At 63.9% G+C, this 22,013-nt stretch carries 22 protein-coding genes; 15 read left to right on the forward strand and 7 right to left on the reverse strand.

Annotated elements, in window-relative coordinates; translation table 11 throughout:
• The first annotated feature begins 129 nt into the window (after positions 1-129).
• Positions 130-984 (forward strand): LysR substrate-binding domain-containing protein, encoded by an 855-nt coding sequence (locus tag BLQ01_RS14045; RefSeq protein WP_026543322.1) that lies wholly within the window; start codon positions 130-132, stop codon positions 982-984.
• Here BLQ01_RS14045 and BLQ01_RS14050 read toward each other — a convergent pair.
• Entirely contained in the window at positions 981-1,916 is a 936-nt protein-coding gene (locus BLQ01_RS14050) for an SDR family oxidoreductase (protein WP_091552388.1), read from the reverse strand. The two genes, BLQ01_RS14045 and BLQ01_RS14050, sit on opposite strands and share 4 nt — an antisense overlap.
• A gap of 67 nt (positions 1,917-1,983) precedes the next feature.
• Between BLQ01_RS14050 and BLQ01_RS14055 the strand changes: the two genes are divergently transcribed.
• Genes BLQ01_RS14055 through BLQ01_RS14065 form a run of 3 tightly spaced genes read left to right on the forward strand, consistent with a single transcriptional unit; the run spans position 1,984 to position 3,742 of the window.
• Positions 1,984-2,340 carry a metalloregulator ArsR/SmtB family transcription factor gene (locus BLQ01_RS14055; RefSeq protein ID WP_026543320.1) on the forward strand — a complete coding sequence of 119 codons (357 nt, stop codon included), beginning with the start codon at positions 1,984-1,986 and terminating at the stop codon, positions 2,338-2,340.
• A 26-nt stretch (positions 2,341-2,366) separates the two neighbouring features.
• On the forward strand, positions 2,367-2,966 hold the full coding sequence (locus BLQ01_RS14060; protein ID WP_091552390.1) for a GNAT family N-acetyltransferase: 600 nt from the start codon (positions 2,367-2,369) through the stop codon (positions 2,964-2,966).
• 2 nt (positions 2,967-2,968) lie between these two features.
• Positions 2,969-3,742, forward strand: coding sequence for a sugar phosphate isomerase/epimerase family protein (locus BLQ01_RS14065; protein ID WP_091552391.1), 774 nt, complete (start codon positions 2,969-2,971; stop codon positions 3,740-3,742).
• A gap of 3 nt (positions 3,743-3,745) precedes the next feature.
• On the opposite strand, the gene BLQ01_RS14070 is transcribed toward BLQ01_RS14065, so the two are convergent.
• Complete coding sequence (locus tag BLQ01_RS14070) at positions 3,746-4,555, reverse strand: alpha/beta hydrolase (RefSeq protein ID WP_091552393.1); 810 nt, start codon at positions 4,553-4,555, stop codon at positions 3,746-3,748.
• Positions 4,552-5,604: a LacI family DNA-binding transcriptional regulator gene (locus tag BLQ01_RS14075; protein WP_091552394.1), complete on the reverse strand. Its 1,053-nt coding sequence runs from the start codon at positions 5,602-5,604 to the stop codon at positions 4,552-4,554. Before BLQ01_RS14075 ends, BLQ01_RS14070 begins: the two co-directional genes overlap by 4 nt.
• Positions 5,605-5,798: 194 nt before the next feature.
• On the opposite strand from BLQ01_RS14075, the gene BLQ01_RS14080 reads away from it, so the two are divergent.
• The 3 genes from BLQ01_RS14080 to BLQ01_RS14090 are packed head-to-tail and all read left to right on the forward strand — an operon-like array spanning position 5,799 to position 9,018.
• Positions 5,799-6,968 carry a Gfo/Idh/MocA family protein gene (locus BLQ01_RS14080; RefSeq protein WP_026543316.1) on the forward strand — a complete coding sequence of 390 codons (1,170 nt, stop codon included), beginning with the start codon at positions 5,799-5,801 and terminating at the stop codon, positions 6,966-6,968.
• Positions 6,968-8,182, forward strand: coding sequence for a dihydrodipicolinate synthase family protein (locus BLQ01_RS14085; RefSeq protein WP_091552396.1), 1,215 nt, complete (start codon positions 6,968-6,970; stop codon positions 8,180-8,182). Before BLQ01_RS14080 ends, BLQ01_RS14085 begins: the two co-directional genes overlap by 1 nt.
• Positions 8,179-9,018 carry a sugar phosphate isomerase/epimerase family protein gene (locus BLQ01_RS14090; protein WP_091552397.1) on the forward strand — a complete coding sequence of 280 codons (840 nt, stop codon included), beginning with the start codon at positions 8,179-8,181 and terminating at the stop codon, positions 9,016-9,018. Before BLQ01_RS14085 ends, BLQ01_RS14090 begins: the two co-directional genes overlap by 4 nt.
• Before the next feature lie 158 nt (positions 9,019-9,176).
• Here BLQ01_RS14090 and BLQ01_RS14095 read toward each other — a convergent pair whose 3' ends face one another.
• The 4 genes from BLQ01_RS14095 to BLQ01_RS14110 all read right to left on the reverse strand — a co-directional run bounded on the left by BLQ01_RS14095 (position 9,177) and on the right by BLQ01_RS14110 (position 12,359).
• A complete protein-coding gene (locus BLQ01_RS14095; RefSeq protein WP_091552399.1) occupies positions 9,177-9,626 on the reverse strand; it encodes a group II truncated hemoglobin in 450 nt (149 codons plus the stop codon).
• 90 nt (positions 9,627-9,716) lie between these two features.
• Positions 9,717-9,956 (reverse strand): hypothetical protein, encoded by a 240-nt coding sequence (locus BLQ01_RS14100; RefSeq protein ID WP_091552400.1) that lies wholly within the window; start codon positions 9,954-9,956, stop codon positions 9,717-9,719.
• A gap of 5 nt (positions 9,957-9,961) precedes the next feature.
• A complete protein-coding gene (locus BLQ01_RS14105; protein WP_026543311.1) occupies positions 9,962-11,041 on the reverse strand; it encodes a YihY/virulence factor BrkB family protein in 1,080 nt (359 codons plus the stop codon).
• A 112-nt stretch (positions 11,042-11,153) separates the two neighbouring features.
• On the reverse strand, positions 11,154-12,359 hold the full coding sequence (locus BLQ01_RS14110) for an ROK family transcriptional regulator (RefSeq protein ID WP_254779450.1): 1,206 nt from the start codon (positions 12,357-12,359) through the stop codon (positions 11,154-11,156).
• Positions 12,360-12,501: 142 nt separating this feature from the next.
• On the opposite strand from BLQ01_RS14110, the gene xylA reads away from it, so the two are divergent.
• The 8 genes from xylA to BLQ01_RS14150 all read left to right on the forward strand — a co-directional run bounded on the left by xylA (position 12,502) and on the right by BLQ01_RS14150 (position 21,977).
• Positions 12,502-13,689, forward strand: a complete 1,188-nt coding sequence (gene xylA, locus BLQ01_RS14115; protein WP_026547823.1) for a xylose isomerase — start codon at positions 12,502-12,504, stop codon at positions 13,687-13,689.
• A gap of 86 nt (positions 13,690-13,775) precedes the next feature.
• Positions 13,776-15,206: a xylulokinase gene (locus BLQ01_RS14120; protein ID WP_091552402.1), complete on the forward strand. Its 1,431-nt coding sequence runs from the start codon at positions 13,776-13,778 to the stop codon at positions 15,204-15,206.
• Positions 15,207-15,275: 69 nt separating this feature from the next.
• Positions 15,276-16,262: a LacI family DNA-binding transcriptional regulator gene (locus tag BLQ01_RS14125; RefSeq protein ID WP_091552403.1), complete on the forward strand. Its 987-nt coding sequence runs from the start codon at positions 15,276-15,278 to the stop codon at positions 16,260-16,262.
• Between the two features lie 129 nt (positions 16,263-16,391).
• A complete protein-coding gene (araB, locus tag BLQ01_RS14130) occupies positions 16,392-18,149 on the forward strand; it encodes a ribulokinase (protein ID WP_091552405.1) in 1,758 nt (585 codons plus the stop codon).
• Positions 18,146-18,853 carry an L-ribulose-5-phosphate 4-epimerase gene (locus BLQ01_RS14135; protein ID WP_091552406.1) on the forward strand — a complete coding sequence of 236 codons (708 nt, stop codon included), beginning with the start codon at positions 18,146-18,148 and terminating at the stop codon, positions 18,851-18,853. The genes araB and BLQ01_RS14135 overlap by 4 nt, the downstream gene beginning before the upstream one ends.
• A gap of 49 nt (positions 18,854-18,902) precedes the next feature.
• Positions 18,903-20,438 carry an L-arabinose isomerase gene (gene araA, locus BLQ01_RS14140; protein WP_091552408.1) on the forward strand — a complete coding sequence of 512 codons (1,536 nt, stop codon included), beginning with the start codon at positions 18,903-18,905 and terminating at the stop codon, positions 20,436-20,438.
• Positions 20,435-21,331, forward strand: a complete 897-nt coding sequence (locus tag BLQ01_RS14145) for an aldose 1-epimerase family protein (RefSeq protein ID WP_091552409.1) — start codon at positions 20,435-20,437, stop codon at positions 21,329-21,331. Before araA ends, BLQ01_RS14145 begins: the two co-directional genes overlap by 4 nt.
• Positions 21,332-21,422: 91 nt before the next feature.
• The gene (locus BLQ01_RS14150) at positions 21,423-21,977 is read left to right on the forward strand and encodes a hypothetical protein (protein WP_139183497.1); all 555 of its coding nucleotides are present in this window, start codon (positions 21,423-21,425) and stop codon (positions 21,975-21,977) included.
• Positions 21,978-22,013: the final 36 nt, after the last annotated feature.

Here is a 22,013-nt window from a genome sequence, read left to right on the forward strand (position 1 = left end):
TGCCAGCAGCAATTATGGAAGCGTATTGCGCCTATAACTAGCATTGCGGAATGCAATGAGGTGCCTGCGGGACAAGGGGCATCGGCGCAGTACTCCGGCCGTGCGCTGACCTGCGCTTAAAGGAGTTCCGTGTTCGAACCCGTCCAGCTCCGCTCCTTTTTGGCCGTTGCGGAAACCCTGAGTTTCACCAAAGCCGCCGAACGGCTGGGGCTCGCCCAGCCCACCGTCAGCCAGCACGTCCGGAAGCTGGAGGCCGCCGCCAAGCGCGTACTGGTCGCCCGGGATACCCGTGAAGTGCGGCTCACTGACAACGGTGATGCCATGGCTGGTTTTGCCCGAAACATCCTGGCCGCCCATGATTCCGCGGCACGGTACTTTTCCGGTTCGGCCATGCGCGGACGTCTCCGGTTCGGAACCGCCGACGACCTCGCCATCACGGGCCTCCCACGGATCCTGCGCGAGTTCCGGCAGCTCTATCCGCAGATCAACCTCGAGCTCACCGTCAGCCAAAGCGACCAGTTGTACAAGCGGCTCAACGCCGGGCAGCTGGACCTGGTGTTCGTGAAATGGGTGGCCGGTGCCAAGGAAGGCACGGTGGTCCGCCACGACAACTTCGCCTGGGTGGGCGTGGAACAGACCGTGCTGGAGCCCGGGGCGCCAGTGCCGCTCATCGCCTACCCCGCGCCCAGCCTCAGCCGGAAACTTGCCATCGATGCCTTGGAAGCCGAAGGCCGGACGTGGCGGATCACCTGCAGCACCAAGCAGATCAGTGGGGTGCTGGCGGCCGTGCGGGCCGGCATTGGAGTTGCCGTGATGCCGGCGTCGCTGGTTCCCGAGGATTTGAAAGTGATCACGCAACGGTTTGGCCTGCCGCCGGTAGGTGACGTCGATTTCACCCTGATCCGCAACCCGCTGGCCAACGCAGAAGTGATCGATGCACTCACACAGGCCATCATGGGACGGACGCTGAGCAAGTCGAACTAGCTGCGGGCTGGGCGGTTTGGCCGGATGCGGCCCTTACGCCCGTTCCACCACCTCACTACCCTAAGGTCGTCCAGGGCGAAGCGGCCTTCCGGTACGGCGGCCCGGATGCGTTCGTCGTCGAAAGGAAGCCTGGGACGAAGCTCCACGGGAAGCCACGGCGCATACGGCGAAGGCTCGCTGACCCCTTCGGCGAGCATCTGCGCCTGGGCTTTTGCGACGAGGGGAACCACCATGGTCCATTCTGTCAGCTGAGCCAGCGCGCGGATGGACCAGATGGGGGCGCGGACGTAAACGGGGTGGCCGTCCGCCATCCGGGCGATCCTGCGGACAGCTGCTCCAAGTTCAAGCTCTTCGGCTCCGACAACAGCGACGGTCGGGGTGGGCACGCGACCTTCGAGGGCGGCGATCAGGGTGTTGACAGCCTCTTCCACCGGTATGGGTCGAACAGTCCGCTCCCGATAACCTACGGTCGCGAAAACCGGAAAGCTGCGCACCGCACGCGTCACGTGGTCCACCATGTGGTCTCCCTTGCCGTAGATCATCCCCGCTTTAAGGATCGTGTGCTCGATGCCGGACTGCCGCAGGAGTTCCTCGGCAGCCCATTTGGTCTCGTGATAGGCGGAGCCACAATCCGAACGGGCGCGAAGGAAGCTCAACATGACGATTCTTTGGACGCCCGCCCTTCGGGCAGCTTCAATGACTGCGCGGGTGCCTTCAACGTGAACCCGCTGGAAGGTCTGGTCACCGATCTCCCGGTTGATCCCCGCGCAGTGGGCTACGACGTCGCAACCCGTGAAGGCCTGCGTCAAGGCGTCGACGTCGGTGATTGCGGTCCCTGTCCGCCGCGAAATGATGACGGTGTCCGGCCTATTGAGTCGTTCTGCGAGGTGACGCCCTACAAAGCCTGTACCGCCGGTAATAGCCACACGCATGATCTAGCTCCTTCGCTTATTAGCAATTAAGCTAAACTGTATATAGCAATTGTGCTATATTGCAAACATGGCAGATGCAGCATCGGATATCTTCGCAGCGTTGGCGCACCCCACCAGGCGGCAAATTCTTCAAGACCTCAAGGACGGCGAGTTGGCCGCAGGGGAAATCGCTGCGCGATTCAACGCCACGGGACCCACCATTTCCCGACACTTGAGCGTGCTGCGCCAGGCCGGCCTGGTCACGGAACGGCGGGACGCCAACCGTATTCTCTACTCGCTCGTGGGCGAGCGCCTGGCCCTGTCGGTGGGAGACTTCCTTTCCACGGTTTGCCCCGAGCAGATCGTGTTGCGGGAGGTCCGGAAACGGACCCCTTCCCGCCCCTCGACCAGAACACCGAAAGCGGCCAAGACATCGGAAGCCTGAACCTACTGCCGTAGTAGGCTCACCCAATGATTGACGCCAAGCTCATGCCGCCATCTGCAAGCTTCCATGCCTCGTGGCTCGCAAGCTGGGACGAGTGGGGAACCCTTGACCAGGACGGCTCGGCAGCGTTCGTAGCCGCGAGGTACAACCTGGATCTCCGCCAGCGCAGCGATTTTTCGGAATGGATTAACCTGCTGCACCACATGCCCTTGGAAGAATTCCAACCTCCCGAAGGCTTGGTCAACCAGAGCACCATCTGGGTGGTGGAGGGCAGTTCTTATCTGGGTTCCGCCAGCCTCAGGCACTCGTTGGCCAATGAGTACCTGACCGAAGTGGGAGGCAATATCGGTTATGGAATCCGGCCAAGCGCCAGGGGCCGGGGACTCGCCAAGCTTGCCCTCAACGGCGCCTTGGAGGAAGCGCGCGCCCTGGGGATGGAACGCGTCATGGTGACCTGCAAGCAGCCCAACACGGCGTCCGCCCGCACCATTGAAGCCTGCGGCGGCGTTCTTGAAAGCGTCCGGCCGCCTGAGAGTTTCAGCCCGGACCTGGGTGTCACCGAACCTATCCGCCGATACTGGATCGACCTTCCCTTACTGGGTAAGCGCATTCCCGGTATCCTGTAAGCATGACCGACCTCACCACGCTGGCTGACCTCACGCCTGGCATATGTTCCGTGACTCTCCGCTCCCACGGCATTGAGGATGTGGTTCGAATTTCCTCGAATGCGGGCCTGGCCGGCATTGAGTGGGGCACCGATGTCCACGTCAGCGATGCCGAGTCCGCGGCAAAGGCCAAGGAAGCAACCCAAGCAGCAGGGCTTGCCGTCCTGTCCCTCGGCTCGTACTACCGCTGCGGCGTATTCGGAGACTTCGACCGTGCGCTGGACCTGGCCGCAGGGCTTGGTGCGCCGCGGATCCGGGTGTGGGCGGGAGAACTTGGCTCGGCCGACGCCAGCGAAGAGCACTGGGACGCAGTAGTGAAAGACACACAGCGGATTGCGGATCTCGCAGCCGCCCGGGGCGTCTCCATCGCCTTTGAGTATCACGGCAATACGCTCACGGACTCCCCCGCAACCACCCTCGAGTTACTGAACCGGGTCAACCACCCGACCGTCGGCACCTACTGGCAGCCCGCCGTCGGACTTTCAGACCAGCAGGCGCTGGAATCCTTGCATGAAGTCCTCCCGCACGTAGTGGGTGTGCACTGCTTCTCCTGGGGGCCGGTTGCCGAACGTTTTCCGCTGCGGCACCGGAAATTGCTGTGGCAGACCGTCACCGATGTCCTGCGGGGAAACGGCAAGAACATGGACATCATGCTGGAATTTGTCGAGGACGATCTTCCGGAAAACGTCATCAACGACGCCTCTTTCCTCCACACCATCACCCTGGGCGAGGACTGAGACCTACAGTTGGGTCCAACCCCGTCGGCCGAGCCACGACGCACACAGTGACGGCCACTGATCAGCGCCCGGCGTCCCCAGGGCCAGGCCAATACCGTGAATGCCATGCGGAAAGACATGAAGCTCCACCGGGACACCGGCGCGGCTGAGCGCCCCGGCGTAAGCGAAGCTATGGGCGACGGGGACGGAGTGGTCATCGGCGGTATGCCACAGGAACGCCGGGGGTGTAGCCGGCGTGACATGCAGCTCTGGTGAAAGCTCCCGCAGGACCTCAGCCGGGGCGCCCGCGCCGGCCAGGTTGTCCACGGACCCCTGATGAACCGAGTCCACGAACGAAATCACCGGATAGCAGAGAATGCTGAGGTCCGGCGCAGCGGCGTTGGTGTCCAGTTCAGGATCGCCGCTGGGAACCTGGACTGCCAACGTGGCGGCAAGATGCCCGCCGGCGGAAAACCCGAGAACGCCCACCCTGGATGCGTCAACGTTCAGGCCATGACCGCCGCTGCGGATCCACAACATGGCCCGCTTGGCGTCCTCCAACGGGGCGGGGTGGTGATCGGGCGCCACCCGGTACCGCAACACGAACGCGTGGATGCCCAGCGAGGCAAGCCACTCGGCCACGGGCTCGGCCTCGTGATCAGCCTGCTTTGCATACCCTCCGCCCGGAAGCACCAGGATGGCAGGCGCAGCCTGAGTGGAGACTGTCCCTGCGATGGAACGCTCGACGGCGGGAATCACCGTGAGTGCGCGGGGCGCCTCCGCCGGCACCCGCCCGTGCTCCTGTTTGCGCGCGGGCTGCGGGACCGGCGTCATACCTGCGATTCCACCGGAGCTTCCGCCGCCGAAGTCCCGGTACTGCGGCGGAGCTTGACCGCGCCGCTGACCGGAGGGGTATCAGGATCTCCGGCAGCCAGACGACCAATGTCCTCCAGCGGCAGGTGCACCGTGGACAGGGCGGGCCGGAAGTCGCGCAGGGTTTCGATGTCGTCGAATCCGGCAATGGTGGCATCGCGCGGAATCCACACGCCCTCGGGCCGAAGGGCGGCTGTGACACCTATGGCCATGACGTCATTGACTGCGAAAATACAGAGGCGTTCTTTGGATGCTTTGATCCGGGCGGCAAGTGCCGCCCCGGCCTCGTATCCTCCGGCACGATTGAATCCCGTGCGGATCACCTCAGCCGCTGGCCGCCCGGCGTCCTCGAGTCCGCGCTGGAAACCGCGAACACGGTCATCGGAGGTGTACAGGCCTTCGGGGCCGGCGATGATCAGGAAGGCGCCGTCGTGAGTGGCGGCCAGTTCCGTTGCGAGGCCGGCAGCAAGTTCCTCGTTGGGAACCTTCACCACGTGGTAACCCTCAGTGGTGGACGCACCAACCACCGGATGGCCCACCACTCCCACGTGTCCGCCGTTGCGGCAGTAGCGGTCCAACTCCGCCGCAAGTTCAATGTTTCCCTGCTTGTCCTCGGCCCGGACGGAACGCGAACCGGCAATGACGATTGAGTCTGCCCGACGTGCGGCGAAGGCTGCCACGGCCTCTTTCTCGTCCGAAGGAGCCCCGGAGGTGCTGGCCAGGAGCACCATGCGGTTCTGCTGGCGGGCAGCTTCCTGTACTCCGCGGGCGATCGCAGAGAAGTACGGATCGGCGATGTCGTGGACAACCAGTCCGATCAAGCCCGAGCTCGATTTTGCCAGCGCCTGCGCCTGCGCGTTGGGCACGTAGCCGAGCTTGTCGGCGGCCTCGCGGACGCGTTCGGCAATGTCTTCGGCGGGCTTCCGGGACGAGCCGTTGAGGACCCTCGATGCGGTGGCCAGGGAAACCCCGGCCAAACGGGCAACTTCACTGAGTGTGCTGGCGGCCACGGGGCCCTCCTTTTCTGCAAGCGTCGGGACTGGCGCTAGGGAAATTATGTCAGTCTTCCGGAAGTTTTGGGAAAGCGCTTGCCAATCCGGCGCGTCATGGTGCATGATCGAATGCAACGGGAATGCGCTTTCCCATACGAACTGCAAGCACCGGCATCCGCACCGCGACCGGCACACAAGGCACTGGAGAAAACATGGGCTACGAAACAAAGACGATCCGCATCGCCATGAACGGCATCACTGGCCGTATGGGCTACCGCCAGCACCTGCTGCGGTCCATCCTGCCCATCCGCGATGCCGGTGGCTTCACCCTTGAAGACGGCACCAAGGTGCAGGTGGAACCGATCCTGGTTGGCCGCAACGAGGCCAAGATCCGCGAACTGGCCGAGCTCCACAAGGTCTCCGAATGGACCACCGATCTGGACGCAGTCATCGCCGATCCCACCGTTGACATCATCTTTGACGCTTCCATGACCAGCCTCCGCGCCGCCACCCTGAAGAAGGCCATGCGCGCCGGCAAGCACATCTTCACCGAGAAGCCCACGGCCGAGACCCTCGAAGAAGCCATTGAACTGGCACAGATCGGCAAGGAAGCCGGCGTTACCGCAGGCGTTGTGCACGACAAGTTGTACCTCCCCGGCTTGGTGAAGCTCCGCCGCCTCGTGGATGAAGGCTTCTTCGGCCGCATCCTCTCCATCCGCGGCGAATTCGGCTACTGGGTCTTCGAAGGAGACGTCCAGGCTGCCCAGCGTCCGTCCTGGAACTACCGCAAGGAAGACGGCGGCGGAATGACCACGGACATGTTCTGCCACTGGAACTACGTCCTTGAAGGCATCATCGGCAAGGTCAAGAGCGTCAATGCCAAGACTGCCACCCACATCCCTGCCCGTTGGGACGAGGCCGGCAAGGAATACAAGGCAACCGCCGACGACGCTTCCTACGGCATCTTTGAGCTCGAAACCCCGGGCGGCGACGACGTCATCGGCCAGATCAACTCCTCCTGGGCCGTCCGCGTCTACCGCGACGAACTCGTGGAGTTCCAGATCGACGGCACGCACGGTTCCGCCGTCGCCGGTTTGAACAAGTGCGTTGCGCAGCAGCGCGCCCACACCCCCAAGCCCGTCTGGAACCCCGACCTGCCCGTCACCGAATCCTTCCGCAGCCAGTGGCAGGAAGTTCCCGCCAACGCTGAACTGGACAACGGGTTCAAGCTGCAGTGGGAAGAATTCCTGCGCGACGTCGTCGCCGGCCGCGAGCACCGTTTCGGCCTCCTCTCCGCAGCCCGCGGCGTGCAGCTCGCCGAGCTCGGCCTGCAGTCCTCGGCCGAGCGCCGCACCATCGACATCCCGGAGATCACCCTCTAATGACGTCACTGATTCTTCCCACAGACGACGGCGGCACCCGCGAGTACCGCCTTCAGGCAGCCACCTCCTGGGCCAAGCCGACCGCTCCTTTGACGGCCCGCCGCGCTTACGCCGCAGCCCATGTCATCCCCGAGGTAGCAGCCGACAATACGCCGGGCGCGCCTGCCCAGCTCGACTGGGACGCCACGCTGGCCTACCGGCACGAGCTGTGGTCCTACGGCCTGGGCGTTGCTGACGCCATGGACACTGCACAGCGCGGCATGGGCCTGGACTGGGCAGCCACGCAGCAGCTCATCAAGCGCACCGGCGCCGAGGCAGCCTCTGTTGTTTCGGCAGGCAACGCAGCCATCGCGGGCAAGTCGGTCCGCGACCTCGTGTCCTGCGGTGCAGGCACTGACCAGCTGGACATCGCCGCGCTCCCCGAGGGCGCAGCGGGCATCCAGGCCGTGATCGACGCCTACCGCGAGCAGATCGGCGTCGTCAGCGAGGCCGGTCCCAAGGTCATCCTGATGGCATCCCGCGCCCTGGCCAAGGTCGCCAACGGCGCCGACGACTACCTGCACGTCTACTCGACGCTCCTGCAGGAAGTGGACCAGCCCGTCATCCTGCACTGGCTCGGCACCATGTTCGATCCCGCACTGGCCGGATACTGGGGCTCCGACGACGTCTCCGTGGCCACCGAAACGTTCCTCAGCCTGATCCGCGAGCACTCGGACAAGGTAGACGGCGTAAAGGTTTCGCTGCTGGACGCCTCACACGAGGTTGCCCTCCGCGCGGCGCTGCCTGCTGATGTGCGCCTCTACACCGGCGACGACTTCAACTACCCGGAACTGATCGACGGCGACGACACGCACCACTCGGACGCCCTGTTGGGCATCTTCGCTGCCATCTACCCGGCCGCTTCGGTTGCGTTGCAGAAGTACGACGCCGGCCAAGGCGCCGAAGGGCGTGCCATCCTGGACTCCACCCGTGAGCTGGGAAAGCACATCTTCAGCGCACCCACGTTCTACTACAAGACCGGCATCGCCTTCATGTCCTGGCTCAACGGCAAGCAGCCTGGCTTCCAAATGGTGGGCGGCCTGCACTCGGGCCGTTCGGTCCTGCACTTGGCAAAGACCTTTGAGCTGGCGGACCAGGCCGGCCTGCTGAAGGATCCGTCGCTGGCAGCATTCCGGATGTCCGACTTCCTGCGGATCAATGGGGTGGGCGCATGAGCGACTTCTCCCGGTTGTCCCTGAACAGCGCCACCACCAAGAAGTGGACGCTTGCCGAAGCCGTGGATGGTTGCGCCCGCGCCGGCATCCCCGCGATCGGCCCATGGCGCGACCGGGTGGCCGAGGCCGGTCTGGACAAGGCGGCCAAGCTCATCAAGGACGCAGGACTCCGCGTTTCCTCGCTGTGCCGCGGAGGATTCCTCACGGCGGCCGACGCTGAAGGCCAGGCTGCCGCACTCGCTGACAACTTCGATGCCGTCCGCGAAGCAGTAGCGCTGGACACCCAGGAGTTGTTCCTGGTGGTTGGCGGGCTCGCTCCGGGTGAGAAGGACGTCGTCGCTGCCCGCCAGCGCGTGGCCGACCGCCTCGAGGAACTCGTTCCTTTCGCTTCCGAAAACGGCGTACGGCTGGTGCTGGAACCCCTGCACCCCATGTACGCCGCTGACCGCGCACTCATCTCCACCCTTGGCCAGGCACTGGATCTCGCCGCGCCGTACGACGCAAAGGCTGTTGGCGTCGCCGTCGACACCTTCCACGTCTGGTGGGATCCGGAACTGAAGGCGCAGATCGACCGCGCCGGCCGTGAGAATCGGATCGCCTCCTACCAGGTGTGCGACTTCAACCTGCCGATCGCTGCGGACGCATTGTTGTCCCGCGGCATGATGGGCGACGGCGTCATTGACTTCGCCACGATCGGCACCTGGGTCAGGGATGCCGGTTACACGGGCGACATTGAGGTTGAGATCTTCAATCAGGAAATCTGGGATGCCGATGGCGACACCGTCCTGGAAACCATGAAGCAGCGCTACGCGGAGCTCGTCCTCCCGTTCGCGTAACACGTGATCCTCCCGCGGATGCCCTAAGCTCCGCGGGAGGATCACTCCAAGAACAAGCGGGTTCCTGCCACGGTCACGGCGGGGGCCCGCTTTTTGGTGCCCGTTCGTGTGTCAGCTGTGAGTCGTGGATTGAACTTTCCCGCTGAGGGGCTGAGCTTTCAGCCCGCCACGAGACCGTCCCAAGACCACTTGGGGAGGCTGAGTCCGGCCGGGACGTCGTCCGATGAGCGCTCATAGCGCGCCATGGAGTTGTTGGTGGCCCATGCGAAGTAGTCATGCAGTACTGTGCGAAGCGGATCGTCCACCACGCCGACGTCCGTCAGTGCTCGGTCAAAGCACGTGATCGCCCGGCTGTTCATCTCTTCGTGGGGGCCGTTCCCACTGTGCATCCTCACCACTGAGGACTCATCGCCATAGCTTTCCGAGTACAGCGGCGGACCGCCCAAGGCCTCGCTCCAGTAGGCTGCCAACCGCTGGGTGTGCTCCGAGTGGACGCCGCGCCTGAAGGCATGCCCCACTACCTCGTCATCCACCACCCTGACGTGCCAAGCCTTCGCCAGAGCAAGGAAGAAATCTGCGCCGCCGGCCGCCTCGTACACCGTTTGCATGGTGAAACAATGGCACGGGTGCGGCCGGACGGGAAGGTTTGCTCAACGGGAAATGAAAATGCTCGGCACCGCCGTTACCCAGGGGCCGGTTCAGGAGGCTCGCGCAGCGAGCTGGACCTTTGCCTCCGGCAAGCCGATGAAGGTGACCGATCCGCCGTCGGGCGCTTGCAGTTCCAGGCTGATGCTCCGCGTTCCTTCCAGGGGCAGCACGGAATCCACCCGGAAAACCTCGCCCCTGATCCGTACGCTGTCCCCGTTCCGGATGGCCTTGAGCTTCCTGTTTTTGCTGTCGGCATTCTTACTGTCGGCACGCGTGCTCGAATTGCCCATTGCCGCTACCGTTCCTTCCGCGGTTCGTCGCCACGGGCTTGACGGATTTCCTCGCCTCGCCGGATGTCTGCATCCTCTTTTTCCTGCTGCTTGTCGCTCCTCTTGGTGTCGCGCGGCGGCAATTGGATGCTTTCCTCAGCCTCAATGCCGCCCTGCAACTGGCGTCCGCGTTCCATTTCGGCGTCAAACTCTGCTCCAAACAGCAAGGACATGTTCAGGATCCAGAGCCAGAGGAGCATGATGATGACCCCGGCCAAGGCTCCGTAGGTCTTGTTGTAGTTGCTGAAGTTGGCCACGTAAAAGCCGAATCCCAGCGATGCCAAGGCGAAGATCACCAGTGCAATGAAGGAACCCATGCTCATCCAGCGGAATTTGGGCTGCTTGACGTTGGGGGTGAAGTAGTAGAGCACTGCGATGATGGCCACCACGATCAAGATCAGCACCGGCCATTTGGCAATGTTCCAGACGGTCAGGGCCGCCTCCGACAGGCCGATGGCACCGCCAATCGCTTCTGCAACGGGCCCGCTCAGGACAAGCATGGCCGCGGCCAGGGCGGCACCGACGACGGCGACGATGGTGACGGCGAGCATGGTGCCGCGCAGCTTGACGAATCCACGGCCCTCGTCCACTTCATAGACCCGGTTCATTGCCCGGCTGAACGCTGTGGTGTAGCCGGAAGCGGACCAGAGTGCCACCAGGACACCGAAAACCAGCGCGAAGCCTGCCGTGTTGGACTGCGTCAGTTCCTCAATCGGCTTGCGCATGGCCTCGACGCCAGGCCCCGGCGCAAACTGCTGGACCATGTCCAGCAAAGTGGACGTGGTCTTGCCGGCGTCGCCGAAGAGCCCGATCAGGGAGACCAGCGCCAGCAGCGCCGGAAAAAGTGAGAGCACTGCGTAATACGTCAATCCGGCGGCAGCATCGGGGCACTGGTCCTTGCTGAACTCCCGCAGTGTCCGCTTGGCGATATACATCCAGGTGGGCTTCGCGAGGTCGTTGGGACTGTCCGGCTTCCGGGAATCTTCCGGGGAAGGGGCGGTCTGCGCCTTGGCAGTGCTGGTGTGGGCTGAGTCTTGTGTAGTCATGGGGCACTCGTCCGTGGGTTGGTTTTCGCGAACAACTGACCCATCAATAGTAAGCATGCTGATGAATAATGCGAAAGAACCCGCGCCGAATTACCGCCGGCGATTGATGCGCTTAGGCCAGCTTGCTCGCCAAAAGGAACTCGAACGGCGACTCAATAACAGACCTGATCACCTGCCCGGCAGCCCCGAGGAGGGTTCCGGAGTGCTCCAGGCTGGAGACGCTCAAACTGTCCGGCTCCAGCAAACCCGGCGCATAGCGCTCCAAACTGGCCAGCAGCGCCGGCCTCAGCCACTCCGCCAGCAAGGCAAAGTGCCCGCCAAGGACCACTGAGTCAATATCCATCAGGCGGGCCGAGGAGGCGAGCGCGACGCCCAAGTACCGCCCGGCGTCGTGGACTGCTTTCAGGGCGTTGGGGTCCTGGGCGGCCAAGGCGGCGAGAAGCTGCTCGGTGCGGTCGCCCAGCGGGCCCTCGGGAATGTTGGCTGCCTCGAAGATCGCCTCCTGCCCGGCAAAGGTCTCCAGGCAACCAGCGCCCCCGCAGGAACACTCCCGCCCTTCCGGATGGACCACAATATGGCCCAATTCGCCCGCAGATCCCCCAGGGCCCAAATAGAGGTCCGAACCAATGATGACCCCGCCACCAACACCCACTTCACCCGAAACGTAGAGGAAGTCGGCCGGGCCGCCGCCGTACCAGAGCTCGCCGAGCGCGGCACTGTTGGCCTCGTTGGACAGCCGGACGCCTAGCGGTGCGCCCTGGAGCAATGAGCCGGGGTCCAGTTGCTCGTTTTCCCAATGCAGGTTCGGAGCCGAGAGAACGATGTTCCGCCGCTCATCCACCAGGCCCGGGACCGCCAGGCCGCCGCCAAGGATTGCGATCTTGTCCTGCGAGGCGGCAGCAACCGCTTCGGCCACCAGGACCCGCAGCCGCTCCATGACTTCTCCAGGCGCCATGCCCCGGTTCCGCGATTCAACAGTGGAACGGAAGCGGAGGTTGCCGCCCAGGTCCACCAATCCCACCGCCAGGTAGTCAACGTTGATTTCCATGCCCACCACGCCGCGGCGCGAACTGAGCTCCAAACCCTGTCCCGGCCTGCCCCGCTCGCCGTCCCGGTAAAGGCCCACTTCGGAGACAAGGCCCGACTCCACCAGGTCCGCAACCAGGCTGGAAACCGCCGCCTTGGTCAGTCCGGTGCCGGCCGCGAGCTGGGCGCGGCTGGGCTTGGCATCGCCGGTCCTGGCAATGGAGTCCAGAACCAGCGAAAGATTTCGACGGCGGACATCGCCTACGCGGCCGGGCGCTGCTGACTCGTTCACTGGCGTGGGACTCCCTGAGGATTTGAAAAATTGTTGCTGGCTTCCATTGACCATGATCCATCATCCCCCATATAGTTCAGATTGAAAACTAATTGGAGTGCTTTCCCTGGCCTCCTCCCCCAGTGCTTTGCAAAGGAGCAAAATGACCCCGCAGCCCACCCCGCAGGACCGCTTCACCTTTGGCCTCTGGACTGTCGGTTGGACCGGCGCCGATCCTTTCGGCGTTGCTACCCGCCCGGCCCTGGATCCGGTGGAAGCAGTCCACAAGCTCAGTGAACTTGGCGCCTACGGCATCACTTTCCACGACAATGACCTGATTCCCTTTGATGCCACCGCTTCCGAGCGCGACCTCATCCTGAAGAACTTCAAGTCCGCCCTGGCCGAGACGGGCCTGAAGACGCCGATGGTCACCACCAACCTGTTCAGCCACCCGGTCTTCAAGGACGGTGGCTTCACCTCGAATGATCGCTCCATCCGCCGCTTCGCCCTGAGCAAGATCCTGCGCAACATCGACCTCGCAGCCGAGCTTGGTGCCGAAACGTTCGTCATGTGGGGCGGCCGCGAAGGCAGCGAATACGACGGTTCCAAGGACCTCTCGGCAGCGCTGGACCGCATGAAGGAAGGCGTGGACACCGCCGCCGGTTACATCAAGGAAAAGGGCTACGACCTCCGGATCGCACTTGAGCCGAAGCCGAACGAACCCCGCGGCGACATCTTCCTCCCCACGGTTGGCCACGGATTGGCATTCATTGCCCAGCTGGAACACGGCGACATCGTAGGCCTCAACCCGGAGACGGGCCACGAGCAGATGGCCGGGCTGAACTTCACCCACGGCATCGCCCAGGCCCTGTGGGCAGGCAAGCTCTTCCACATCGACTTGAACGGCCAGCGCGGCATCAAGTACGACCAGGACCTGGTCTTCGGCCATGGCGATCTCACCAGCGCCTTTTTCACCGTGGACCTGCTGGAGAACGGCTTCCCCAACGGCGGGCCCACATACGACGGTCCCCGCCACTTCGACTACAAGCCGTCACGCACCGACGGCTACGACGGCGTCTGGGAATCGGCCAAGTCCAACATGTCCATGTACCTCCTGCTGAAGGAACGCGCCCTCGCTTTCCGCGCAGATCCGGAAGTCCAAGAAGCCCTCACAACCTCAGGCGTCTTCGAACTGGGCCAGCCCACCTTGAACGCCGGGGAGACCACGGCTGACCTGCTGGCTGACGCCAGCGCTTTCGAAACGTTCGACGCCGATCACGCCGCCGAGCGCTCGTTTGCCTTCGTCCGCCTCAACCAGCTGGCCATCGAGCACCTGCTCGGCGCCCGCTAAAGAACACCAACCCACCACAGTCCCGGCGCCGGGCCCCCAAGCTTCGCCTTGCAGGGCCCGGCGCCGGTTCGCCAAAGGAACAACGCATGCCTCTCGTAGCCGGGATCGACAGCTCCACCCAGTCGTGCAAAGTGGTCATCCGTGACTCCGTCACCGGTGCCTTGGTACGTCAGGGCCGGGCACCCCATCCTGAGGGTACGGAAGTCCACCCTGATCACTGGTGGACGGCCCTCCAGGAAGCCATCAGGGAGGCAGGCGGCCTGGACGACGTCGACGCCGTATCGGTTGGCGGTCAGCAGCACGGCATGGTGTGCCTCGACGAGTCCGGGAACGTGGCCCGTCCCGCCCTTCTGTGGAACGACACCCGCTCTGCACGTGACGCCGAAGAACTGATTCTTGAAGCCGGCGAAGGCGATGCCGCTGCCGGAGCCTCGTTCTGGTCGTCCACCACCGGAACCGTACCGGTGGCATCCTTGACTGCCACCAAGCTACGCTGGCTGGCCCGGAACGAACCGGAGAATGCCCGACGAACTGCCGCAGTCTGCCTGCCTCACGACTGGCTGTCCTGGCGTCTCGCCGGACACGGTCCAGGCAGCGGCCCGGCATCGCTGGAACTACTGCGCACCGACAGGTCGGACGCCTCCGGCACGGGCTATTTCTCAGCTGCCGGTGGCGGTTACCTTCCGGAGGTGCTCAAGAGCACGCTCGGTCATGTTCCCGTCCTTCCGGTCGTTGTCGGCCCCTTGGATGCCGCGGGCAAGACACCGGGCGGTGCTTTGATCGGGCCCGGAGCCGGTGACAACGCCGCGGCCAGCCTGGGCGTGAGTGCCGCCGTCGGGGATGTGGTCATTTCCATCGGGACGTCAGGCACTGTGTTTGCAGTCTCGGACGTCCCCGCACAGGATGCCAGTGGATTGGTGGCAGGTTTTGCCGATGCCACGGGCAACTTCCTTCCCCTTGCCTGCACCCTCAACGCGACCCGAATTTTCGATGCCACAGCCGGACTGCTGGGCGTCACCCTGCCCGAGCTCGGCACCTTGGCCCTCTCCGCTCCGGAAGGTGCCGAAGGACTGACCCTGGTCCCGTATTTCGAGGGCGAACGAACGCCCAACCTGCCCGACGCCACCGGCTCCCTCCACGGCATCACGGTCTCCAACTACACCCCGGCCAACTTGGCGCGGGCAGCGGTAGAAGGCGTCCTGTGTTCCTTGGCGGACGGGTTGGCCGCACTGCAGGCACAAGGCGTCTCTGCCCAGCGCATCATCCTGGTGGGTGGAGGAGCGCAGTCGGAGGCCGTCCAGCAGATTGCCTCCCTGGCCTTTGGCCTGCCGATATTCGTGCCCCGACCCGGCGAGTACGTTGCTGACGGAGCTGCCCGCCAGGCAGCCGGCGTCCTGACGGGTCAATTGCCCGCGTGGCCCTTGGATGGCGTGGACGTCAAACCCCGGGATGCCGACGGAACTGCCCCGTTCCTGACGAGGTACCGCCAGTACGCCGCCAAGGCAGCCATGAGCTGATCACGGCTGCAGGTGCTCTATCGTGACAGGGTGAGCCCAGATCAATCTGCATCAGCCCGCCCCCCGGTCATGGAGGACGTTGCCCGCGTGGCGGGAGTTTCCCACCAGACCGTTTCCCGGGTGCTGAACAACCATCCCAACGTCAGTTCCAAGACCCGCGAGCGCGTGGAACAAGCCATTACCGAACTTGGGTACCGCAGGAACACGGCGGCACGCAGCCTGGTGACGCGGCGCTCCCTGACCATCGGGGTTCTGGGCAGTGAGATGGCCCAATATGGACCGTCGCACACGCTCCTCGGCGTCCAGCTTGCGGCCCGGGATGCGGGCTATTTCGTCAGTGTCGCGGGCCTGCGGGAAGTGACGCCGGAGACCATCAAGGACGCCATGGCGCACTTCATGGACCAAGGCGTTGACGGCATCGTAGTAACGGTTCCGCACCCGGGGACATTTGAAGTTCTCAAGGACATCACTGCCCACGTGCCGTTGGTTGCTGTTGGATCTGTTGGCGATGAGCACCTCACGGGAGCCACAGTTGACCAGCGGCAGGGCGCCAAGCTGGCCGTCGAGCACCTCTTGAGCCTTGGCCATGAGCGGATCGGCCACCTCTCCGGCCCCGCCGATTGGATTGATGCTGCTGCCCGCATCGAAGGATGGCAGGAGGCCTTGGCGGAGGCCGGCCTTGAACCGGGAACCTTGATCGAGGGCGACTGGAGTGCTGAGTGCGGTTACCGCGAGGGCTTGAAGGTCGCCGCCGACCGTTCCGTGACTGCGCTGTTCGTGGCCAATGACCAGATGGCCCTCGGCGTGCTGCGTGCATTCCATGAGACAGGCGTGCAGGTTCCCGCCGACATCAGCGTTGTGGGCTTCGATGACCAGCCAGAGTCCGCCTACTTCATCCCTCCACTGACAACCGTGGCGCAGGACTTCGAGGAGCTCGGCCAGCGCTGCATCCGTTTGCTGCTGGACCGCTTGGAGAATGGCAGCAGCGTTTCCGCGGCCGCCGTCGTACCGCGCCTGGTGGTCCGCTCCACCACGGCCCCCTCCCCCACAAAGTAGGTAGCAGCCCGTTCCACCGCTCCCGCTCTTGACATCAAAGTTGTTAGCGCTAACAATTACATCAGACCTTCTTCACTTTTCCACCCCAACCCCCGGCAATGAGGCCCTGGCCAGCCGGATGGAGACCCCATGAATACTTCTGAAAACCTCCCGCTGGATGAGCAATTCGTCATTGGCGTGGACTATGGCACCTTGTCCGGACGCGCTGTTGTGGTGCGTGTATCGGACGGGGCAGAACTTGGCAGCGGCGTGTTCGAATACCCGCACGCCGTCGTGTCGGAGAACCTGCCGGGCAGCGGCCAGCGGCTTCCCGCAGATTGGGCGCTCCAGGTCCCTGACGACTACCGCGACGTCCTGCGCAATGCTGTACCGGCCGCCGTCGCCGATGCGGGAATCAACCCCGAAAACGTGGTTGGCATTGCCACCGACTTCACCGCCTGCACCATGGTTCCGACGACGGCAGACGGCACGCCACTGAACGAACTGGAACGCTTCGCGGACCGGCCCCACGCTTTCGTGAAGCTGTGGCGCCACCACGCAGCCCAACCTCAAGCTGACCGGATCAACAAGCTGGCTGAGGAACGGGGCGAGGCCTGGCTTCCCCGCTACGGCGGCCTGATCTCCTCCGAGTGGGAGTTCGCCAAGGGACTTCAGCTTCTTGAGGAAGATCCCGAAGTCTACGGCGCCATGGACCACTGGGTTGAAGCCGCCGACTGGATCGTTTGGCAACTCTGCGGCAGCTACGTCCGCAACGCCTGCACCGCGGGCTACAAGGGCATCTACCAAGACGGAAAGTACCCCTCCGAGGACTTTCTGGCGGCGCTTAACCCGGAGTTCAAGGGCTTCGTGGCGGAAAAGCTGGAACACACCATCGGCCGATTGGGCGATGCCGCGGGATACCTCACCGAAGAAGCCGCAGCATGGACGGGGCTTCCGGCAGGAATTGCCGTGGCCGTGGGCAACGTGGACGCCCACGTCAGCGCCCCGGCTGCGAACGCCGTTGAACCCGGACAGCTCGTAGCCATCATGGGCACCTCCACCTGCCACGTCATGAACGGGGACGTCCTCCGCGAAGTCCCCGGCATGTGCGGGGTAGTGGACGGCGGCATCGTGGACGGCCTCTGGGGTTACGAAGCCGGGCAGTCCGGAGTTGGCGACATTTTCGGCTGGTTCACCAAGAACGGTGTCCCGCCGGAGTACCACCAGGCCGCCAAAGACAAAGGCCTGGGTATCCACGAGTACCTGACCGAACTCGCGCAGAAGCAGGCAATCGGCGAGCACGGACTCATTGCGCTGGACTGGCAATCGGGCAACCGCTCAGTGCTGGTTGACCACGAACTTTCCGGCGTGGTGGTGGGCCAGACCTTGGCCACCAAGCCTGAAGACACCTACCGGGCGTTGCTGGAAGCAACGGCCTTCGGAACCCGGACCATTGTTGACGCCTTCCGTGACTCAGGTGTTCCGGTCAAGGAATTCATCGTGGCCGGGGGGCTGCTGAAGAACAAGTTCCTGATGCAGGTCTACGCCGACATCACCGGCCTGCAGCTCTCCACCATCGGGTCCCAACAGGGTCCTGCGCTGGGCTCGGCCATCCACGCCGCTGTTGCCGCCGGAAAGTACAAGGACATCCGTGAAGCAGCGGCGTCCATGGCAGCTGCTCCCGGCGCGGTCTACACCCCCATCCCCGAAAACGTGGCGGCCTACGAGGTCCTCTTCCAGGAATACAAAACCCTGCACGACTACTTCGGACGCGGCACCAACAACGTCATGCACCGCTTGAAGGCCATCCAACGCGCCGCGATCCAAGGTTCGGGACAGCAAAACACAGCAGAGCAAAACACAGCACAGCCAACCCAGCCGAGCACCCTCGAAGGAGCTTCCGCATGAGCGCCCTGCTGGAAAGCATTGCCAAAGTCCGCAAGGAAGTCTGCGAGCTGCATGCAGAACTCACCCGCTACCAATTGGTGGTCTGGACAGCCGGCAACGTCTCCGGCCGCATCCCCGGGCATGACCTCATGGTCATCAAGCCTTCGGGCGTTTCCTATGACGACCTCACGCCCGAGCTCATGGTGGTCACTGATCTTTATGGCACACCTGTGCGGGGCATCAACACCGGAAGTGCCGGGACTGTGGACTGGGGCAACCCGGACCTCTCCCCGTCCTCGGACACGGCCGCGCATGCGTATGTCTACCGGCACATGCCCGAGGTAGGCGGCGTGGTCCACACCCACTCCACCTATGCCACCGCCTGGGCTGCCCGCGGCGAGGAAATCCCCTGCGTCCTGACCATGATGGGTGATGAGTTCGGCGGACCCATCCCAGTTGGCCCGTTCGCACTGATCGGGGACGACTCCATCGGCCAAGGCATCGTTGAGACCCTGAAAAACTCCAACTCCCCGGCGGTCCTGATGCAGAACCACGGGCCTTTCACCATAGGCAAGGACGCCCGCAGCGCCGTCAAGGCAGCGGTGATGTGCGAGGAAGTGGCAAGGACAGTCCACATCTCCCGCCAACTCGGCGATCCCCTGCCTATCGACCAAGCCAAGATCGAGTCACTCTTCGACCGATACCAGAACGTTTACGGCCGCTGACGCGGACGCCGCAAGCCACTCGAAATCCAGAAAACCAGGAGCCACCACAATGCCCAGCGCCAACAGCACATCCGCCAACTCCACCTCCCTGGGGCAGTACGAGGTCTGGTTCCTTACCGGCAGCCAGCACCTGTACGGGGAGGATGTCCTCAAGCAGGTCGCTGCGCAGTCACAGGAGATTGCCAACGCCCTGAATGCCAGCAGCGACGTTCCGGTGAAGCTTGTGTGGAAGCCGGTCCTGACCGATTCCGACGCAATCCGCCGCACAGCACTGGAAGCCAATTCGGATGACTCCGTGATTGGCGTGACGGCCTGGATGCACACCTTCAGCCCCGCAAAAATGTGGATCCAGGGCTTGGATGCACTGCGCAAGCCGTTGCTGCACCTTCACACCCAGGCCAACAGGGACCTGCCATGGGCTGACATCGATTTCGACTTCATGAACCTCAACCAGGCAGCCCACGGCGACCGCGAATTCGGCTACATCCAGTCGCGACTCGGCGTGCCGCGGAAGACCGTCGTCGGACATGTTTCCAATCCTGAGGTTGCCCGCCAGGTTGGTGCGTGGCAGCGCGCCTCGGCCGGCTGGGCCGCCGTCCGCACGCTGAAGCTGACCCGCTTCGGCGACAACATGCGCAATGTCGCCGTCACCGAAGGCGACAAGACCGAAGCCGAGCTTCGTTTCGGCGTCTCAGTGAACACCTGGTCCGTCAATGAACTCGCCGACGCTGTGCACGGCGCGGAAGAGTCCGACGTCGACGCTTTGGTTGCCGAGTACGAGCACCTTTATGAGGTGGCTGAGGAGCTGAAGGCAGGCGGTGACCGCCATGAGTCGCTGCGGTACAGCGCCAGGATCGAGCTGGGACTGCGCAGCTTCCTGGAGGCCAATGGTTCTGCAGCGTTCACCACCTCTTTCGAGGATTTGGGCGAGCTGCGGCAGCTTCCGGGCATGGCCGTCCAGCGCCTCATGGCTGACGGTTACGGCTTCGGCGCAGAGGGCGACTGGAAGACCGCCATCCTGGTCCGCGCTGCCAAGGTCATGGGCGGTGACCTGCCCGGCGGTGCGTCGCTGATGGAGGATTACACTTACCACCTGGAACCGGGCAGCGAGAAGATCCTGGGCGCGCACATGCTGGAGGTTTGCCCGTCCCTGACCGCCTCGAAGCCCCGCGTTGAGATCCACCCGCTGGGCATTGGCGGCAAGGAAGACCCCGTCCGCATGGTGTTCGACACTGACGCCGGCCCGGGCATTGTTGTTGCCCTCTCGGACATGCGTGACCGTTTCCGCCTGGTCGCCAATGTGGTGGATGTCGTCGATCTCGACCAGCCGCTTCCCAACCTGCCGGTTGCCCGCGCACTGTGGGAACCGAAGCCCGACTTCGCCACTTCGGCGGCCGCGTGGCTCACTGCGGGCGCCGCCCACCATACGGTATTGTCCACGCAGGTGGGCCTTGAGGTGTTCGAGGACTTCGCCGAAATCGCCAAGACCGAACTCCTCACCATCGACGAAGGCACCACCATCAAACAGTTCAAGAAGGAACTCAACTGGAACGCCGCGTATTACAAACTGGCCGGCGGCCTGTGAGCACTGAATTCACGCTGAGCGCGGGCGGTTACACAGCAATCGTGACCGCCCGCGCGGCCGCGCTGCGCGTCTTCCGGTTCGAGGACCGGGACCTCATTGTCCCCTTCACCGAAGGCGGCCCGATCCCGGACTACCGCGGCATCATTGCCGCGCCGTGGCCCAACAGGATCGCAGACGGCACGTACACCTTCGACGACGTCGAGCACCACGTGCCCCTCAATGAACCCGAGCGCGCAACTGCCCTGCACGGGCTCGCCTTCCCGCTCGACTGGACGCTGAAGGAGTCCGACGCCGGCTCGCTCACCTTGACGTGCACAGTGGGTCCGACTGCGGGTTACCCCTTCGTCCTGGAGCTTGAGGCTCGGTTCACGCTGGACGAATCCGGACTTCACACCTCCGTTACGGCCCGCAACGCTGCCGACGTCGCTGCTCCTTACGGCGTGTGCCCGCACCCGTACCTGGTGGCCGGCTCCTCGCCGCTGGATGAGTGGGTCCTGGAATTTGGCGCGGACTCGTTCCTGGAAGTCACACCGGATCGGCTCTTGCCCGTGGGCTTGGCGGGGGTTGAGGGCCATCCCTTCGACTTCCGTTCAGCGCGCACCATCGGCAGCACCGAAATAGACCACGCCTTCACCGGAATAACGTTCGACGGCGGGCTGGCGCAGCTGTCGCTGCGGGACCCGGCGGGCACCGGCGTCGGAATGTCCTGGGACCAAAGCTGCCCTTGGCTGCAGATCCATACCGCTGACAAGCCGGCACCCCTGCCCAGCCGCCTGGGCCTGGCTGTGGAACCCATGACGTGCCCACCGGACGCCTTCAACAGCGGGACGGACCTGATCCGGCTGGAACCGGGCGCGGAGCACACCGCGTCCTGGAGCATTTACGCCCTGTAGCCACCGTCATGAAAGCTGCCACGACTCCACTCCATTCATGAGGAGAGTTCTTCACCTCGATCTATGAGAAGTTGAAGTTATGGGGAATGGCGTGCAGACCGGATTCAGGAAACTCATTGGCGTGGCAGTTGTGGGCATGTTGGCGCTGAGTTCGTGCAGCACCGTGCCACATGACTCTGAAGCAGGACAGACTCGCGCAGAAGCCCGGGAAGCCTTGGAAGCGGTGCCTGGAATCACCGTCACCGGCTTTTCCGGAGGGGACAAGCCAAACGTCAAAGGCAACACCGGCTACGCAGTGGAGTTTGAGATCGAGCCCGGCTACAGCGTCGAACGCGGCGACCTTCTCATCGACTACGTTGTCCGCCTCATTTGGTCGATCGGAGAGGGATATATGCCCACCGAGGAACTACGCTTGGTGGTTACCACTGCCGAATGGGAACCCCGTTTCGATCTGGTTGCGGCAACGGAAGCTGCCCACTTGACCGCCAAGGCAACCCAGATCGGTGATCGGAACACGGTGCTCATTCCCGTGGATATCGACGACCCGGACGGTGAACGGAACCTGTCCCGGATCGCCACGAACGGGCGGTGGCCGATCGAAGCCCCCGCGACGCTTCCTCTGGACGTAACAGTCAAGCGAGGCTAGGCCTGCGCCCAGGGAGCACCGCCTGCACCCCCAACT

This window comes from Arthrobacter sp. UNCCL28, assembly GCF_900102805.1.
GTDB classification, from domain to species: domain Bacteria; phylum Actinomycetota; class Actinomycetes; order Actinomycetales; family Micrococcaceae; genus Arthrobacter; species Arthrobacter nicotinovorans_A.

Coding starts and splice junctions, on each gene's coding strand:
- xylA (WP_026547823.1), top strand. CDS start 12,502: ATGACCCCGCAGCCCACCCCGCAGGACCGCTTCACCTTTGGCCTCTGG.
- BLQ01_RS14080 (WP_026543316.1), top strand. CDS start 5,799: ATGGGCTACGAAACAAAGACGATCCGCATCGCCATGAACGGCATCACT.
- BLQ01_RS14120 (WP_091552402.1), top strand. CDS start 13,776: ATGCCTCTCGTAGCCGGGATCGACAGCTCCACCCAGTCGTGCAAAGTG.
- BLQ01_RS14050 (WP_091552388.1), bottom strand. CDS start 1,916: ATGCGTGTGGCTATTACCGGCGGTACAGGCTTTGTAGGGCGTCACCTC.
- BLQ01_RS14105 (WP_026543311.1), bottom strand. CDS start 11,041: ATGACTACACAAGACTCAGCCCACACCAGCACTGCCAAGGCGCAGACC.
- BLQ01_RS14055 (WP_026543320.1), top strand. CDS start 1,984: ATGGCAGATGCAGCATCGGATATCTTCGCAGCGTTGGCGCACCCCACC.
- BLQ01_RS14135 (WP_091552406.1), top strand. CDS start 18,146: ATGAGCGCCCTGCTGGAAAGCATTGCCAAAGTCCGCAAGGAAGTCTGC.
- BLQ01_RS14065 (WP_091552391.1), top strand. CDS start 2,969: ATGACCGACCTCACCACGCTGGCTGACCTCACGCCTGGCATATGTTCC.
- BLQ01_RS14095 (WP_091552399.1), bottom strand. CDS start 9,626: ATGCAAACGGTGTACGAGGCGGCCGGCGGCGCAGATTTCTTCCTTGCT.
- BLQ01_RS14085 (WP_091552396.1), top strand. CDS start 6,968: ATGACGTCACTGATTCTTCCCACAGACGACGGCGGCACCCGCGAGTAC.
- BLQ01_RS14070 (WP_091552393.1), bottom strand. CDS start 4,555: ATGACGCCGGTCCCGCAGCCCGCGCGCAAACAGGAGCACGGGCGGGTG.
- araB (WP_091552405.1), top strand. CDS start 16,392: ATGAATACTTCTGAAAACCTCCCGCTGGATGAGCAATTCGTCATTGGC.
- BLQ01_RS14090 (WP_091552397.1), top strand. CDS start 8,179: ATGAGCGACTTCTCCCGGTTGTCCCTGAACAGCGCCACCACCAAGAAG.
- araA (WP_091552408.1), top strand. CDS start 18,903: ATGCCCAGCGCCAACAGCACATCCGCCAACTCCACCTCCCTGGGGCAG.
- BLQ01_RS14060 (WP_091552390.1), top strand. CDS start 2,367: ATGATTGACGCCAAGCTCATGCCGCCATCTGCAAGCTTCCATGCCTCG.
- BLQ01_RS14125 (WP_091552403.1), top strand. CDS start 15,276: ATGGAGGACGTTGCCCGCGTGGCGGGAGTTTCCCACCAGACCGTTTCC.
- BLQ01_RS14100 (WP_091552400.1), bottom strand. CDS start 9,956: ATGGGCAATTCGAGCACGCGTGCCGACAGTAAGAATGCCGACAGCAAA.